At 69.1% G+C, this 15,502-nt stretch carries 13 protein-coding genes; 9 read left to right on the top strand and 4 right to left on the bottom strand.

Going from position 1 to position 15,502, the window contains the following annotated elements; all coding sequences use genetic code 11:
* Nucleotides 1–18: 18 nt before the first annotated feature.
* The 3 genes from rpsU (at nucleotide 19) to J2Y49_RS04925 (ending at nucleotide 3,945) form a co-directional block, all read left to right on the top strand.
* Nucleotides 19–222, top strand: a complete 204-nt coding sequence (gene rpsU, locus J2Y49_RS04935; RefSeq protein ID WP_012974546.1) for a 30S ribosomal protein S21 — start codon at nucleotides 19–21, stop codon at nucleotides 220–222.
* A 205-nt stretch (nucleotides 223–427) separates the two neighbouring features.
* Nucleotides 428–1,261 carry a 3-methyl-2-oxobutanoate hydroxymethyltransferase gene (panB, locus tag J2Y49_RS04930; RefSeq protein WP_310112864.1) on the top strand — a complete coding sequence of 278 codons (834 nt, stop codon included), beginning with the start codon at nucleotides 428–430 and terminating at the stop codon, nucleotides 1,259–1,261.
* 182 nt (nucleotides 1,262–1,443) lie between these two features.
* The gene (locus J2Y49_RS04925) at nucleotides 1,444–3,945 is read left to right on the top strand and encodes a ligase-associated DNA damage response DEXH box helicase (protein ID WP_310112862.1); all 2,502 of its coding nucleotides are present in this window, start codon (nucleotides 1,444–1,446) and stop codon (nucleotides 3,943–3,945) included.
* A gap of 23 nt (nucleotides 3,946–3,968) precedes the next feature.
* Here J2Y49_RS04925 and J2Y49_RS04920 read toward each other — a convergent pair whose 3' ends face one another.
* On the bottom strand, nucleotides 3,969–4,352 hold the full coding sequence (locus tag J2Y49_RS04920) for a 2Fe-2S iron-sulfur cluster-binding protein (RefSeq protein ID WP_014248147.1): 384 nt from the start codon (nucleotides 4,350–4,352) through the stop codon (nucleotides 3,969–3,971).
* A gap of 124 nt (nucleotides 4,353–4,476) precedes the next feature.
* On the opposite strand from J2Y49_RS04920, the gene pdeM reads away from it, so the two are divergent.
* From pdeM to J2Y49_RS04900, 4 genes are all read left to right on the top strand, one after another.
* A complete protein-coding gene (pdeM, locus tag J2Y49_RS04915) occupies nucleotides 4,477–5,214 on the top strand; it encodes a ligase-associated DNA damage response endonuclease PdeM (RefSeq protein WP_310112859.1) in 738 nt (245 codons plus the stop codon).
* Between the two features lie 67 nt (nucleotides 5,215–5,281).
* A complete protein-coding gene (locus J2Y49_RS04910; protein ID WP_310112858.1) occupies nucleotides 5,282–6,763 on the top strand; it encodes a deoxyribodipyrimidine photo-lyase in 1,482 nt (493 codons plus the stop codon).
* A gap of 293 nt (nucleotides 6,764–7,056) precedes the next feature.
* The gene (locus tag J2Y49_RS04905; protein WP_310112856.1) at nucleotides 7,057–7,527 is read left to right on the top strand and encodes a Fur family transcriptional regulator; all 471 of its coding nucleotides are present in this window, start codon (nucleotides 7,057–7,059) and stop codon (nucleotides 7,525–7,527) included.
* Complete coding sequence (locus tag J2Y49_RS04900) at nucleotides 7,497–8,684, top strand: CobW family GTP-binding protein (protein WP_409017783.1); 1,188 nt, start codon at nucleotides 7,497–7,499, stop codon at nucleotides 8,682–8,684. The genes J2Y49_RS04905 and J2Y49_RS04900 overlap by 31 nt, the downstream gene beginning before the upstream one ends.
* Before the next feature lie 162 nt (nucleotides 8,685–8,846).
* Here the strand turns inward: J2Y49_RS04900 and J2Y49_RS04895 are convergent, their stop codons facing one another.
* From J2Y49_RS04895 to J2Y49_RS04885, 3 genes are all read right to left on the bottom strand, one after another.
* Entirely contained in the window at nucleotides 8,847–10,835 is a 1,989-nt protein-coding gene (locus J2Y49_RS04895) for a M1 family aminopeptidase (RefSeq protein ID WP_310112852.1), read from the bottom strand.
* Nucleotides 10,836–10,879: 44 nt separating this feature from the next.
* Nucleotides 10,880–12,511 (bottom strand): cache domain-containing protein, encoded by a 1,632-nt coding sequence (locus J2Y49_RS04890; protein WP_310113301.1) that lies wholly within the window; start codon nucleotides 12,509–12,511, stop codon nucleotides 10,880–10,882.
* A 229-nt stretch (nucleotides 12,512–12,740) separates the two neighbouring features.
* A complete protein-coding gene (locus tag J2Y49_RS04885) occupies nucleotides 12,741–13,346 on the bottom strand; it encodes a gamma-glutamylcyclotransferase (RefSeq protein ID WP_310112851.1) in 606 nt (201 codons plus the stop codon).
* Nucleotides 13,347–13,448: 102 nt separating this feature from the next.
* Between J2Y49_RS04885 and J2Y49_RS04880 the strand changes: the two genes are divergently transcribed.
* Nucleotides 13,449–14,504, top strand: a complete 1,056-nt coding sequence (locus tag J2Y49_RS04880; RefSeq protein WP_310112850.1) for a DUF2125 domain-containing protein — start codon at nucleotides 13,449–13,451, stop codon at nucleotides 14,502–14,504.
* Nucleotides 14,505–14,653: 149 nt separating this feature from the next.
* Nucleotides 14,654–15,421 carry a class II glutamine amidotransferase gene (locus tag J2Y49_RS04875; protein WP_310112848.1) on the top strand — a complete coding sequence of 256 codons (768 nt, stop codon included), beginning with the start codon at nucleotides 14,654–14,656 and terminating at the stop codon, nucleotides 15,419–15,421.
* Nucleotides 15,422–15,502 lie beyond the last annotated feature (81 nt).

Raw genomic sequence — 15,502 nt, 5'->3', positions numbered from 1 at the left:
TGAAGGGTGACGGTAAACGTGCAAGTTCTGGTCCGAGATAACAACGTCGATCAGGCCCTCCGCGCGCTGAAGAAGAAGATGCAGCGCGAGGGCATTTTCCGTGAAATGAAGCTGCGCCGTAACTACGAGAAGCCCTCGGAGAAGCGCGCGCGTGAGAAGGCTGAAGCGGTGCGTCGCACCCGCAAGCTGCTCCGCAAGCGGATGGAACGCGAGGGCTACTAATCGTCGCTCGCTCTTAGCGACTGCGATGGGCGCGTGTGATGCGCGCCCAAGACCCCTTGTGTCTTGCACCCGACCGTCCCGCGATCTTCGCGTGGGCGGTTTTGGTGTATCTGCGCCATTCTGCGTGGCCCGACTGTGCGCCGGGCAAGCGTATTGAATGCTCAGCGAGCCATTACGCCGCAGCCAGTACCGGAAAGGCCCGATCATGAGTGCGTCCAACCTCACCGCCCGCCAGTCGGTCCCGGCGCTGCGCGCCCGCAAGGGGGGCGAGCCCATCGTCTGCCTGACCGCCTACACTGCTCCCGTGGCCCGGCTGCTCGATCCGCATGTCGACCTGCTGCTGGTCGGCGATTCGCTGGGCATGGTGGTCTATGGGCTGGACAGCACGCTGCCGGTGACGCTGGACATGATGATCGCCCATGGCGCCGCCGTGGTCCGCGCCTCCGAACGTGCCTGCGTCGTGGTCGACCTGCCCTTCGGCAGCTATCAGGAAAGCAAGGAGGCCGCCTTCCGCGCCTCGGCCCGCGTGATGGCGGAAACCGGTGCGCAGGCGGTCAAGCTGGAAGGCGGGCTGGAGATGGCGGAGACGGTGGCCTTCCTGACCGCCCGCGGCATCCCGGTGATGGGTCATGTCGGACTGACGCCGCAGTCGGTCAACACGCTCGGCGGCTACAAGGCGGTCGGCCGCGATGCCGAGGCGGCGGAGCGGATCGCCGCCGACGCCCGCGCGATCGCCGAGGCCGGCGCCTTCACCCTTGTGATCGAGGGCACGATGGAGCAACTCGCCCGCCGCATCACCGAAGAGGTGGCCATACCCACCATCGGCATCGGCGGCTCGCCGGCCTGCGACGGGCAGGTGCTGGTCACCGACGACATGCTGGGCCTGTTCGGCGCCTTCCAGCCGAAATTCGTCAAGCGCTACGCCAATCTGGGCGAGACGGTGAGCGAGGCCGCCGCGACCTATGCCGCCGAAGTGCGGACCCGCGCCTTCCCAGGGCCGGAGCATTGCTTCGGCGTGAAGAAGGCGGCGACGGTGTGACGATTATCCCCTCCCCCGCCCGGCGGGGGAGGGTTAGGGTGGGGGGCAGGCGTCACATAGCGTGAATCACTTCGGCTGCGCCGAACCCCCTCATCCCTACCTTCTCCCCAGGGGGGGAGAAGGAGATCACCTCTCACATCGTTCTTCCTCCGTTCCAGGCGATCCGGTACAGTCCGGCCGCCATGGATGCACCCTCCCCTGCCCTGATCCCACCCAACGTCGCAGCCTGGTTCCGGTCGCGCGGCTGGGCGCCGCACCCGCATCAGGTCGCCATGGTGGAGGCGGCGGAACGGGGTGAAAGCGCGCTGCTGATCGCGCCCACCGGTGGCGGCAAGACGCTGGCCGGCTTCCTCCCCTCGCTGATCGAACTGGCCGAACGGCCGCGCGACGGTCTGCACACCCTCTACATCTCGCCGCTGAAGGCGCTGGCGGTCGACATCCAGCGCAATCTGGAACAGCCCATCGCCGAAATGCGGCTGCCGATCCGGGCGGAAACCCGCACCGGCGACACCCCGGAGGCCAAGCGCAAGCGCCAGCGCACCCATCCGCCGCACATGCTGATGACGACGCCGGAAAGCCTGGCGCTGCTGCTGTCCTACACCGACGCCGACCGGCTGTTCCGCAACCTCCGCTGCGTCATCATCGACGAACTGCATGCGCTGGCCGGCACCAAGCGCGGCGATTTGCTGGCCCTGGGTCTGGCCCGGCTGTCGCGCCTAGCCCCCGTCGCCCGGCGCGTCGGGCTGTCGGCCACGGTGGCGGAGCCGGAGCGGCTGCTCGCTTGGCTCTCGCGCCGCGGCCGGCATGACGGAAGCGACTCCGACGACGTGCGCCTCGTGCTTGGCCGCAGCGGCGCCCAGGCGGAGGTGGAGATCCTGACCTCGCAGGAACGGGTGCCCTGGGCCGGTCACATGGCAATGCACGCCATGAAGGAGATTTACGAGCGCGTCCGCCGCCAGCGCACCACCCTGCTGTTCGTCAACACCCGCGCCCAGGCGGAGCTGGTGTTCCAGGCGCTGTGGCGGGTCAATGACGACAATCTGCCGATCGCGCTCCACCATGGCTCGCTGGCGGTGGAGCAGCGCCGCAAGGTCGAAGGCGCCATGGCGCGCGGCGAGCTGCGCGCAGTGGTCGCCACCTCCTCGCTCGATCTCGGCATCGACTGGGCGGCGGTGGATCTGGTGGTGCAGATCGGCGCGCCCAAGGGGTCGAGCCGGCTGGTCCAGCGCATCGGCCGCGCCAACCACCGGCTGGACGAGCCGAGCCGCGCCCTGCTGGTCCCCGCCAACCGGTTCGAGGTGCTGGAATGCCGCGCCGCGCTGGAGGCGGTGCACGACCACACGCTGGACGGCGAGGCGCCTCGGCCGGGCGGGCTGGATGTGCTGGCCCAACACCTGCTCGGCATGGCCTGCGCCGCCCCCTTCCTGGCGGACGAGCTGTATGAGGAGGTGGTCTCCGCCGCCCCCTATGCGACGATGACCCGCGACGAATTCGACGACGTGCTGGATTTCGTCGCCACCGGCGGCTATGCGCTCGGCGCCTATGAGCGGTTCCAGCGCCTGACGCTGCGCGAAGATGGCCGGATGGCGGTGGCCGGCCCGGCGGTGGCGCGCCAGTACCGCATGAATGTCGGCACCATCACGCAGGAGGCGCTGCTGCGTGTCCGCCTGAACCGCGGTCCGGTGCTGGGCGAGGTGGAGGAGTATTTCATCCAGGGCCTGACCCCCGGCGACACCTTCCTGTTCGCGGGTCAGCTTTTGAAATTCCTCGGCGTGCGCGAGATGGAGGCGCAGGTCGCCAAGGGCGGCGGCGGCGATCCGAAGGTGCCCGCCTATGCCGGCGGGCGGCTGCCGTTGACCACCCATCTGGCCGAGCGCGTGCGCGCCATGCTGGCCGATCCGCGCCGGTGGGACGGGCTGCCGGAGGATGTGCAGGAATGGCTGCGGCTGCAGCGCTACCGCTCGGTCCTGCCCAACCGCGACGGGCTGCTGGTGGAGACCTTTCCCAAGGCCGGCAAGCGCTTCCTCGTCGCCTATGCCTTCGAGGGGCGGAACGCGCATCAGACGCTGGGCATGCTGCTGACAAGGCGGATGGAGCGATTCGGGTTGGGGCCGCTGGGCTTCGTCGCCACCGACTATGTGCTGGCGGTGTGGTCGCTGCGGTCGCCCGCGGATATGGACACGCTGTTCGACCAGGACATGCTGGGCGACGATCTGGAAGCCTGGATGGATGAATCGTCGATGCTGCGGCGGACCTTCCGCAATGTGGCGCTGATCGCCGGGGTGATCGACCGCCGTCATCCGGGGCAGGAGAAGACCGGGCGGCAGGTCACCTTCTCCTCCGACCTGATCTATGACGTGCTGCGCAAGCACGACCCCGGCCATGTGCTGCTGCGGGCGACGCGGGCCGATGCGGCCGGCGGGCTGACCGACATCCGCCGCCTGTCCGATTTCCTCGCGCGGGTGCGCGGGCGGATCACCCACAAGGACCTCGACCGCATCTCTCCCCTGGCGGTGCCGGTGATCCTGGAGATCGGGCGCGAGCGGGTGGACGGCAGCGCCACCGACGAACTGCTCGCCGCCGCCGAGGCCGAACTGCTGGCGGAGGCGATGCCGGAACTGGCTCCGCCACGGCCTGCGAAATCGGAAATGGGGCGCCCGCAGCAGGGGCGGTTGTCGTTGTGACACCGCCCCATGCCGATCGCAGGTTACTTGCGCAGCTCCGGTTCCACTCCCGGCTCGCCGCTGAACTCGACAAGAATCGTCTCGTCACGGACGATGAACTGGCAGGCCAAACGGTAGGGCGGCGGGCGATGAGCGTTCTCGGCCGCCTCCAACAGGTCCCTGTTCAGCTTGCCGTTGACGGAAAGGGTAACTTTCTCCTTTTCGGTCAGATCGATGGCCATCGGAGTCTTTCCGTCCAGATAGGTTATCTTGACGAGGCAGGACCCGCACTCCCCGTCCTGGCACTGGAACGGGATTGGGATGTCGTGCTTCTTCGCCAGCGCCAGCAGAGTGCCGGTATCGCCGGCGACCGCGTAGACGGTCATGTCCTTGGGCATGTTCAGGCCGGTGAACGTCACTGTGGCCATGGGTATCCTCCGGGTATGGTTGTCATCCGCCATGCCTCCACGACGGCGGCCCGTCCGGCTGCAAACATCATGCCCACAAAAAATTAATGGATATTGGCCATTTCCGATGATTGCCGGTGAACGAATGTTGTCAGCTTCCTCCCAAGCTCACGGTTCTGCCTGTCAGGGCGATGACAGCCGCGTCGCCCTGACCCTCTGCGGTGCCGACCTGCTGGCCGATCCCTCGGGCGCGCTGCTGTGGCCTGCCGAGAGCACGCTCGCCGTCGCTGACCTGCATCTGGAAAAAGGGTCCGCCTTCGCTGCGCGCGGCCGGATGCTGCCGCCCTACGACACGCGGGCGACGCTGGACCGGCTGGCCGAGCTGATCGCGATAGCGCGGCCGGCGCGCGTGCTGTGCCTGGGCGACAGTTTCCACGACCGCCGCGCGGCGGAGCGGATGAACCCGGCCGACGTGGAGCGGCTGCGCGGCCTGACCGCCGCCGCCGCCGACTGGGTGTGGATCACCGGCAACCACGATCCCGAACCGCCACAGGGCCTCGGCGGCAGAGCGGTGGCGGAGCTATCGCTCGGCCCGCTGACCTTCCGGCACGAGGCGCAGCCCGGTGCGGTGGGTGAACTGTCCGGGCACCTGCACCCGGCGGCGGCGCTGGCGCTGGCCGGACGGCGGGTGCGCGAACGCTGCTTTGCCCATGACGGCGCCAAGCTGATCCTGCCCGCCTTCGGCAGCTTCACCGGCGGGCTGAACGTGCTGGATTCCGCCTTCGACGGTCTGCTGGCCCGCCGGTTCGAGGTGCTGATGACAGTGCGTGGCCGGGTCTATCGCTTCCCCTGCGCCCGTTTGTCGCCGGACCGCGCGCGCTGACGCTCTGGCCGAAGCGTGAGCGCGGCCTATATCGGTTGGTCCGGAGACGATCAACCGAGCGCAGCGTATGTCCGCCCCCATCGCCACCCCTATAATCGTCTGGTTCCGCAACGACCTTCGTCTGGCCGACAACCCGGCGCTGACCGCCGCCGCCCAGGCCTCGGCCGAACGCGGCGCGCCGGTCATCCCGCTCTATATCCTGGAGGAGGACACCGGCGACCCCTGGACGCTCGGTGGGGCGCAGCGCTGGTGGCTGCACGGCAGCCTGGAACGGCTCGCCACCTGCTGCGCCCGCCATGGCTCGCCGCTGCTGCTGCGCCGGGGCGAGCCGGGGGCCGTGCTCGATGCGCTGATCGCCGAGACGGGGGCGGAGTGCGTGCTGTGGAACCGCCGCTACACCCCCGCCCAGACCGCACGCGACGCCGAGATCAAGGAGCGGCTGAAGGCGCGCGGCGTCGATGCCCGCAGCTTCAATGCCGGCCTGCTGGCCGAACCCTGGACCGTGCGCAACAAGAGCGGCGGTCCCTTCAAGGTCTTCACCCCCTTCTGGCGCCACCTGTCGGCCACGCTGAACCCGCCGCTGCCCACCCGCGCGCCCGCCGCCCTGAAGGCGCCGGACAGGGCGCCGGCCGGCGATGCGCTCGACAGCTGGGGTCTGCTGCCCTCCAAGCCCGATTGGGCCGCGGGCTTGCGCAAGCGTTGGGTGCCGGGGGAGACGGCGGCGCTGTCCGATCTGGCCGATTTCCTCGACGGGCCGGTCGGCGCCTATGCCACCGAACGCGACCGGCCGGACCGTGACGGCACCTCCGCCCTGTCCCCCTATCTGGCTTTCGGGGAGATCGGACCGCGGCAGGTCTGGCACGCCGCCCGCCATGCCGCCGACGCCCGGCCGGAGTTGGCGCCCGGAATCGACTCCTTCCTGCGCGAGGTCGGCTGGCGCGAGTTCCAGTATCATCTGCTGCACCATGCGCCGGAGTTGCCCGACCGCCCGCTCGATCCTCGCTTCGCCGATTTCCCCTGGCGCGAGGATGCGGCGGGCCTGCGGGCGTGGCAGCGCGGGCGCACCGGCTATCCCATCGTCGATGCCGGCATGCGCCAATTGTGGGAGACCGGCTGGATGCACAACCGGGTGCGGATGATCGTGGCGTCCTTTCTGATCAAGGACCTGCTGCTGCCCTGGCAGGAGGGGGAGCGCTGGTTCTGGGACACGTTGGTCGATGCCGACCTCGCCCAGAATGCCGGCAATTGGCAATGGGTGGCGGGATGTGGCGCCGATGCCGCCCCCTTCTTCCGCGTCTTCAATCCGGTCCTGCAGGGCGAGAAGTTCGATCCGCAAGGCGATTACGTCCGGCGTTACGTGCCCGAACTGGACCGGCTGCCGCCGCGCTGGATTCACCAGCCCTGGGCCGCCCCGACCGAGCTGCTGCGGCAGGCCGGCATCCGGCTGGGCGACGACTACCCGCGGCCGATCCTTGACCATGGCGCCGCCCGCGACCGTGCGCTCGCGCTGTTCGAAGGGCGCAAGCGGCGGGTCGAGCCGGCGTCCTGACCGCTGTATTTCGTCGCCATCTTCACCGAACGGTCATCGGCGCGCCCGCAAACGGTCACGCCCGGTTGCTAGTCTGCCTTCAGCGGCCCGGTGCGGCCGCCCTGTCCCGCCCAGCCTTCCGGGTCAGAAGCGATAAGGACGCCGGCCGCTCCGCCGCGGTCGCTGCATGTCCAGGCTTGCAAAGAGCCCGGCCCCAAAAAGAACAACCGCCACTCAGCAAGGCGGCCCCAGCCCCGGGGCCGCCTTTTCCATGCGCGTTGCGTCGCGGGTCGCAATGTTATAAAGTAACACCCATGTCCGCACTTCACGACCATACCCACTGCATCGCCGATGCGCTGACCCGTGCCGACGCCCTGTGCGCCGAACGGGGCGCGCGGCTGACCGCGCTGCGCCGCCGCGTGCTGGAACTGGTGTGGTCCAGCCACCGGCCGCGCGGCGCCTATGCGATCCTCGAAGACCTCAGCCAGCAGGACGGCAAGGCCGCGGCGCCGCTCACCGTCTACCGCGCGCTGGAATTCCTGGTCGAGCAGGGATTGGTCCACCGCATCGAATCGCTGAACGCCTATGTCGGCTGCGCAGCACCGGGGGCCGCCCATTCCGGGCAGTTCCTGGTGTGCGATGGCTGCGGCGATGCGGCCGAGATCGACGACCCAGGCGTCGGCTCGGCCATCGTCGCCGCGGCGGCCGAGCGCGGCTTCCGTGTCCAGCGTCCCACCGTCGAGGTGCGCGGCCTGTGCAAATCCTGTCAGGAGAACACCCGTTGAGCGCTCCCGCCGCCTCTCCCGCCCGCCTTCCCGTCTCGGTGCTGACCGGCTTCCTCGGCAGCGGCAAGACCACCCTGCTGCAGGCGCTGCTGCGCAACCCGGCCATGGCGCGCACCGCCATCGTCATCAACGAGTTCGGAGAGGTCGGGCTGGACCATCTGTTGGTCGCCAAGGCGTCGGAGAACATGGTGCTGATGGACAGCGGCTGCCTGTGCTGCACCATCCGCGGCGATCTGGTCGACACGCTGCGCGACCTGTTCCTGAAGCGGGTGAAGGGCGAGATCCCAGATTTCGACCGGGTGGTGGTGGAGACGACCGGGCTGGCCGATCCCGCACCCATCATCCACACCCTGATGTCGGACCCGCTGCTGGCCGCCCGTTTCCGCCTGGACGGGGTGATCGCCACGGTGGACGCGGCGCACGGCTCTCTCCAGCTCGACCGCCAGCCGGAAAGCGTCAAGCAGGCCGCCGTCGCCGACCGCATCGTCCTGACCAAGACCGACGTCGCCACCCCTGCGGCGACGGCCGCCCTGATGCAGCGCCTCGCCGCCATCAACCCGGCCGCCCCGGTCCTTCCCGCCGCCCATGGCGAGATCGACCCGAAGCGGCTGTTCGACGCCGGGCTCTACAATCCCGAGACCAAGAGCCCCGATGTCGCCCGCTGGCTGCGCGAGGAGGCCTATCGCGACGAACAGGCCAAGGCGCACGGGCATGAGCACCATGACCACGACCATGATCACCACCATCATGATCACGGCGAGCATGACCATGGCGGCCACGAGCATGGCGACCATTGCGGTCCCGACTGCGGCCATGACCACCATCACCACGACGCCAACCGCCATGACGATCATATCCGCGCCTTCTGCATGGTGATCGACCGGCCGATCCCGTGGAACGGCTTCGTCGACTTCATGGAGGCGCTGATCGCCCAGGCCGGCGAGAATCTGCTGCGGGTGAAGGGTCTGCTGAACGTTCAGGAAAGCGAGCTGCCCGTGGTCGTCCACGGCGTCCAGCACATGTTCCACCCGCCCGTCCGCCTGGAGGACTGGCCCAGCGACGACCATCGCACCAAGCTGGTCTTCATCACCCGCGACGTCGGGCAGTCGGTGATCGAACCGCTGTTCAACGGACTGGTCTGGGGCGAGGGGAAGTAGAGTCAGTCCTCTTACTTGCCTGAGTTAGACCCCCACCTATTCTCCCCCGCTGTGCGGGGGAGGGACTACCGCTGCCTCTCCCAACAAGCACTTACCCCCTCCCCCGCCCAACGGGGAAGGGTTGGGGTGGGGGCACTCGAAGCCGGCACCTGAGCGTCACCCTCACCGCCCCACCACCCGCCGCAGCGGACTGTCGCCGACCGGCCAAACCCCTCGGTCGGCCGCCTTCGCCCCGTCGAACACCAGCCAGCTCTGCCGTCCGTAATGCGGCAGCGGCCGGACCAGCGCCTGCAGCGCGGCAGCATCGGCGCCCGACACCACCAGCGCCGTCCGCCCGTCCGCCGCGCGCGACACCCACACCCGCGCGCTGCCCCGTCCGGCCAGTTCCGCCGGCACAGGCGCTATCCCGCGACGGTCCAGTTCCCGCGCCACCGCCGCATCGGTCCCCACCAGCAGCAGGGGTGCACCCGAGCCGCCGCTCTCCCGGCCGCCGCTCTCCCGACCGGCGCCGTCCATCAGCCGGCCGGCCAGCGCCTGCGCGGCCTCGGCCGCGTCGCCATCGGCGGCGATCACCCGCTCGGCAGCGGGGCGCAGGGTGACGTCGCGCAGGATCGGCGGAGCTTCGCCCGGAGCCAGACGGCGGAACAGATCGAAATCGGGATCGACGGACACCGCCCGCAACGCCGCACCGGCCGGCACGCGCAGTGTCGCCTCCCTCGCATCGAAGCGGACCTTGCGGTCCTCCACTCCCGCCGCCGTCTCCAGCCGCACCGGCACGGTCAGGGCATAGGGTCGATCGGCCTCCTGCCGCAGGGTCAGCAGCACGCCGTCACCATCGGCGCGCACATCCGCCAGCGTCAGCAGCGGCGCCCCCCGCCGCTCCAGCCATTGGGAGAACAGCCGGCCCAGGTCGCGGCCGGACGCCGCCTCGAAGGCTCGGCGCAGGTCGGGCCAGCCGGCATCGCGGAAGGCATGGTCGCTCCAGAAGCGCCGGATGCCGGCGTCGAAGGCATCGCGGCCGATCTCCTCCTCCAGCATGTGGAACAGCATCGCCGCCTTGCCGTAGCCGACGATCTGCGCGGCGTCATGCACCTTGGAGCGGAATTCCGTCAGCGGACGGTCGCGCTCGGCCGGCAGGGCGGCATAGTCGCGCAACCAGTCCAGCCGCATCGCCCGCGCCGCGTCGGCGCCGCGGTCGCGCGCTGCGGCGTAATCGGCCATATAGGTTGTCAGCCCTTCCGCCCAGTTGCCGCCGCTCCCCACGCGCACGCCGTTGCCCCACCAGTTGTGCATGATCTCGTGGGTCAGCGACTGGCTGCGGATGAAGGGCAGCGGCAGGACGGAACGGCCGATGGCGGTCAGGCCCGGAAAGCCCAACCCCACCGGCGGCGGAACCGACACGATGCTGAAGCCGTCGAAGGGATAGGCGCCGATGCGGGCGGCGCCGGCGGCAATCGCCTGCTCCGACAGGTCGAGATAGCCGTCGGCCAGCCCGGTCTGCTCCGGATGGCGGTAGAGCCGCAGGCGCAAGGCCCCGGCCATCCGTTCCTCCACCGTCCATGCGCCGGCGAAGACGGAAGGCTCCTCCACGCTGCGGGTTTCCTCGAACACGGCACGGTAGCCGGCGGCGTCGCGCCCCTCCTCCACCAGCCGGCCGGTGGCGACGGCGACATAGGGCGCCGGCACCCGCACCGACAGCCGCCAGCTGGGCGGATCGCCCCCATCGGCGGCCGGATCGGCCCCAGGATCGGGTAGCCAGCCGCCCTGCCCCGGCAGGAAGGCGCCCTCCCTGTCCAACGCCACCCCGGTCCCGCCGGTGAAGCCCGGTAGCCGCCCGCCATAGCGGATGGTCACCTGTCCGCCTCCCTCCGGCACCACCAGCCGCAGCCGATCACCGTGCCGGTCGGCGGGAACAACGCGGTCGCCCACCCGCAGCTCGTGCAGGGCCAGTGCGGAGTCGAGGCGCAGCGACTGCGCTCCGGCCGGCAGGCTCAGCCGGTCCACCACCTCCACCCGGCCGGCGGCAGGGTCGAGCGTCAGGTCGATGTCGTGGTGAAGCGGTGCGGCACCGGCCGGGGCGACCACGCCCAGGACCAGCGCCGCCACCGCCAGGGTCCCAAGGACTGGGGCCCGGATGCGCAGGGTCGTCATGCCCCTCAAGATGGGCCGTGGACGACCGCTGCGCCAGCGCTGCCTTACGCGGCGCGGATGCTTGCCAGGAAGCCGTCGACTTCGCCGCGCAGCCGGTCGGCGACGCCGGTCAGCCGGCCGGATTCGCCCAGCATCTCGTCGGCCTTGGTGCCGGCGTCGGTCGTCGCCTCGCTGGCCACCGCGACGTTGGCGGAGACCGCCTGCGCACCTTGCGCCGCCTGATGGACGTTGGCGGAGATGTCGCGCGTCGCCGCCCCCTGCTGTTCCACCGCCGCGGCGATGGCGCTGGAGATGCTGGTCATCTCGCCGATCACATGGCCGATGTCGCGGATCGCCACCACCGCCACGTTGGTCGCCTGCTGGATTTCCGCGATCTTCCTTTGGATGTCCTCGGTGGCGCGGGCGGTCTGGTTGGCCAGCCCCTTCACCTCGCTTGCCACGACGGCGAAGCCCTTGCCATGCTCGCCGGCACGCGCGGCCTCGATGGTGGCGTTCAGCGCCAGCAGGTTGGTCTGCCCGGCGATGGAGTTGATAAGGTTCACCACCTCTCCCACCTCGTTGGCGGCACGGACCAACCCGTTCATCACCTCGTTGGTCTTGGTCGCCTCGGCGACCGCTTGGTTCGCCACATCGTTGGAGGCGCTGACCTGCCGGCCGATCTCGCCGATGGAGCTGGACAGTTCCTCGGTCGCGCCGGCGACGGTGTTGACGCTGACCGCCGCCTCTTCCGCGGCCTGGGCGGCGGCTGTGCTGCGGGTCGTCGCGGTGGCGGTGCTGGACGTCAACGCCTGGGCGGTCTGGCGCATGGTTCCGGCCGACGCCGTCACCTGCCGCACCACCTCGCCGATCGACCGTTCGAAACCGTCGGCCAGCCTGGACAGCAAGGCGACCCGTTCCGCCTCCGCCTTCACACGCATCTCCTCCTGTTCGGTACGCAGCCGGCGGTTCTCCAGCCCGCGCTCCTTGAAGATGCCGACCGTCACCGCGATTTGCCCGATCTCGTCGCGCCGCCCGCCATCGGTGACCTCCACATCCAGGTCGTCGTTGGCCAGCCGGCGCATCGCCGCGGTCAGCCGCGACAAGGGCTGCGTGATCGACCGGGCGATCCACAGCGACAGCAGCAGCGCACCGACACCCAGCACGCCGCCGAGCAGTCCGGCCTCCGCCGCACGACGGAGAAAATCGGCCTCGATGTCATCGACATAGACACCGGTGGCGACGATCCACTTCCATCCCGGCGTCAACTCCGAGTAGGCGATCTTCGGGCTGGGCTGGGCCCCCGCCACCTTCGGCCAGGAATAGGAAACATATCCGCCGCCCTTGCGTCCCTCTTCGACCAAAAGCTGTGCAAAGGGGACGCCATTCGGATCCCTGGAGCCGGAGAAATCCCGCCCCTCGATTTGCGGCTGTCCACCATGAACTTCAACTCGTCCATTTACATCTGTGGCGAACAGATATTCGTTTCCGGCGTAACGCATCGCACGTATGGCATTGCGGGCCGCAGTGCGCGCCGCATCCTCGGACATCTCACCCTTTGCCACCCGAGTCTCAAAATCTTTGACGACGCCAATGGCGACCTCAACGATCGAACGGACCTTCGCCTTGCTGGCCTCCTCTTGAGTGCTATGAAGAGAAGACAGAAGGATGGCAGCCACACCAATGATTGCGCAGAGCATGACTGCCGATATGGTGAGGAATTTTATTCTTATGCTGATGTTTTGCATTCAAACGACCTCCCGGATAGACAATTCGAAGTCTATGGATTCGGTCGGTCAGAGTCAAAACCGTACAATTCAGACGCAATCCGCGGACAAAGTTCGTTGGTACATTACAAGACGACATAAAGTTTGGAGCAAATGATCACATTTGCCATAAAGAGTCGACAGGACGTTGTTCAGTCATAGGTCAACCCGGATAACGCCGCACCAAATCATACAACTTTGACAACCTTTCATCGCGAATCCCCAGCTCGTCCAAATGTCGGACTGTGTTCGCGAGGTAATCGATGTTCGGTCCGCGCTGGCCGCGGCAGCCCGCGATGCGACAAACGACCGCAGCCTCGTCCATACCCCTGCAATATTGGGGATGGCTGCGGTCGACGACGAAGCAGCAGGCGCGCACCGTCTCCAGCCCCTCGGCCGAACGGCCACCGCGCAGGCGCACCTGCAGCATCTTCGGCAGATAGACGCGGTTGTCCATCTCCCGCTCCCACAGATAGTCGAGCGCCACGGGCACGTCCTCCGCCGCCACCCGGAAGACGATGCCGCGGCAGGAGCCGCCACGGTCGAGCCCCAGCACCAGCCCCGGCCGCTCCGGCGTGCCGCGGTAGCGGTGGGAGGCGACGCAGAAGCTGCGGTGATAGCCCGGCAGCGTCGCCGCATGCCGCTCGGCAAAGGGAAAGCCGGGATTCCACATCAGGGAGCCATAGCCGAACACCCAAAGGTCGCTGCCGGGTTCGACCGCGATGTCGGCGGACCAGGCGGGACGCGGAAGCTGCGAATCGGGAGCCATCGGGTGTGAAGAATGTCCAGAGGCGAATCGGCGATGCCCAAACCTAGCATGCGCCTTCCGGGGTCGCTATAAGGGTACGGAGATGGAACGGACATGCCACCGATGCGACCCACCCCCACCACTTCCGTGCCGCGCCGCCTGCTGACCGGGCGCAGGATCGCCATGATCCTGCTGCTGATGGTCCTGTTGCTGCCGGCCGTCGTCTATACCCTGTGGTGGTGGCAGGCGGCCCGCGCCGTGCGTGGCGGACTGGAGGACTGGGTCGCCGCACAGCGCGACAACGGGGCGGTGGTGGAACATGGCGGCTTGACCGTCGGCGGTTTCCCCTTCGCCCTGCGGGCTGAACTGGAGACTCCGCATCTGGCCACCCGCGGCGCCGATTGGCAGGGCACGCGCCTGGTGGCGGAGGCGGCTCCCTGGAACCCCACCCGGATCGCCCTGACCTTTCCCGGCGAACAGCGCCTGTCGGTGGTGCAGCCCGGCCAGCCGCCGGTCGACATCCTGGCTCCGCAGGGCGGCAGCGGCGACCTGACCATGCGGATGTCGGGCACGCTGGAGCGGCTGGCCCTGCGCTTCACCGGCCTGACCGCGCAGGTCGCCGGACAGGCGATGCCGGTCGCAGCATTGGATGTCGCCGCCGCCCAGCCGGACCAGCCGCCGGCCGAGCGCACCGCCGCCGGCCTGACGCTGACCCTGTCCGCCGATGGCCTGACCCTGCCCGACGGCTTGCTGCCCACGCTGGGCCGCGAGGTGAAGCGGACGGAGCTGACCCTGCGCGTCATGGGCACCCCGCCCCGCCCCGAACCGGCCAGCCTGTCGGCCTGGAGCCGCGACGGCGGCACGGTGGAGGTCGATCGGCTGGCGCTGGACTGGGGTCCGCTGGGTGCGGTGCTGTCGGGCACGCTGGCGCTGGACGCGCAGTTGCAGCCGCAGGCGGCGCTCACCGCCGAGATCCGCGGCGCCCCCGCCATCCTGGACGCGGTGAAGCCGATGATGCGCCCGAACGAGGCCGCCATCGCCCGCACCGTCCTGACCATGCTGGCCCGCCCGACCGGCCCGAACGGCGAGCCGGTGGTCACCGCCCCCGTCACCGTGCAGGACCGCGCCCTGTTCGTCGGCCCGTTGCGCGTCGCCGCCCTGCCCAGGGTCGTGTGGTGACAAAAGCGGGGCGCTGCCTTGCGGAACCGGCGGAAATGCAACACCCGGCGGGCGGCGTGACGGTTCCGTGACTCCGCCCCCTTGTTTCACACTCCGCATCGGGTCAAATTGACGCAGCTCCTGTCGCGGCTGCCATGGTGCGTCGGTCGATGTGTCGGTTCCTTGCCTATTGCGGCGAGCCTGTGTTCCTGGAAACGCTGGTCTGCACGCCCTGTCATTCCCTGATCGAACAGTCTATGCACGCCGCCGAGGCGAAGACCGAGACCAACGGTGACGGTTTCGGCGTCGGCTGGTACAGCGAGCGGACCGAGCCCGGCCGCTATTGCGAGATCCGCCCGGCCTGGTCGGACGAGAACCTGCAGTCGATCTGCAGCCATGTCCGCTCCCACCTGTTCTTCGCCCATGTCCGGGCCGCCACCGGCACGGCGGTCAGCCGCGCCAACTGCCACCCCTTCAAGGCCGGGCGCTTCCTGTTCATGCACAATGGACAGGTCGGCGACTGGCCCCGCCTGCGCCGCAAGGTGGAGGCGATGATCCCGGACGAGCTGTACGGCGCCCGCACCGGCACCACCGACAGCGAGGCGATCTTCCTCGCCGCCCTCGGCCAGGGGCTGGAGCGGGATTCGGTCGGCGCCTTCCAACGCGTCCTGCACGCCATCCGCGACGAGATGCGGGCGCTGCACATCACCTCTCCCCTGCGTTTCACCGCGACCTGGACCGATGGCGAGCGGGTGTGGGCCGTGCGCTGGGCGTCGGACGACAAACCGCCGAGCCTCTATTGGCGGCGCGGCGACAACGGTCTGATCGTGGTGTCGGAGCCGGTCGACTCCCAGCGCGACCAATGGCGCCCGGTCCCGCCCGGCGGCGGGCTGGTCGCACGCATCGGCGCAGCGCCGGAGATGTTCACCTTTCATTGAGGGGGGATCCTTGCAGGCTTAGACCCCCACCTATCCTCCCCCGCTGGGCGGGGGAGGGATTGGACCTTTGTCGGCGTTCAG

It is taken from the genome of Azospirillum sp. BE72, from assembly GCF_031455875.1.
In the GTDB taxonomy this organism is placed as follows: Bacteria; Pseudomonadota; Alphaproteobacteria; order Azospirillales; family Azospirillaceae; genus Azospirillum.
Note: the sequence above shows the minus strand (reverse complement) of the source record. Positions and strands in the feature narration are given on the sequence as shown.

Bases quoted from the DNA above. Each gene is read 5' to 3' on its own strand.
- J2Y49_RS04875 (WP_310112848.1), top strand. From the start codon at position 14,654: ATGTGTCGGTTCCTTGCCTATTGCGGCGAGCCTGTGTTCCTGGAAACG.
- J2Y49_RS04925 (WP_310112862.1), top strand. From the start codon at position 1,444: ATGGATGCACCCTCCCCTGCCCTGATCCCACCCAACGTCGCAGCCTGG.
- J2Y49_RS04890 (WP_310113301.1), bottom strand. From the start codon at position 12,511: ATGCTCTGCGCAATCATTGGTGTGGCTGCCATCCTTCTGTCTTCTCTT.
- J2Y49_RS04905 (WP_310112856.1), top strand. From the start codon at position 7,057: ATGTCCGCACTTCACGACCATACCCACTGCATCGCCGATGCGCTGACC.
- J2Y49_RS04880 (WP_310112850.1), top strand. From the start codon at position 13,449: ATGCGACCCACCCCCACCACTTCCGTGCCGCGCCGCCTGCTGACCGGG.
- J2Y49_RS04885 (WP_310112851.1), bottom strand. From the start codon at position 13,346: ATGGCTCCCGATTCGCAGCTTCCGCGTCCCGCCTGGTCCGCCGACATC.
- J2Y49_RS04910 (WP_310112858.1), top strand. From the start codon at position 5,282: ATGTCCGCCCCCATCGCCACCCCTATAATCGTCTGGTTCCGCAACGAC.
- panB (WP_310112864.1), top strand. From the start codon at position 428: ATGAGTGCGTCCAACCTCACCGCCCGCCAGTCGGTCCCGGCGCTGCGC.
- J2Y49_RS04920 (WP_014248147.1), bottom strand. From the start codon at position 4,352: ATGGCCACAGTGACGTTCACCGGCCTGAACATGCCCAAGGACATGACC.
- pdeM (WP_310112859.1), top strand. From the start codon at position 4,477: ATGTTGTCAGCTTCCTCCCAAGCTCACGGTTCTGCCTGTCAGGGCGAT.
- J2Y49_RS04895 (WP_310112852.1), bottom strand. From the start codon at position 10,835: ATGACGACCCTGCGCATCCGGGCCCCAGTCCTTGGGACCCTGGCGGTG.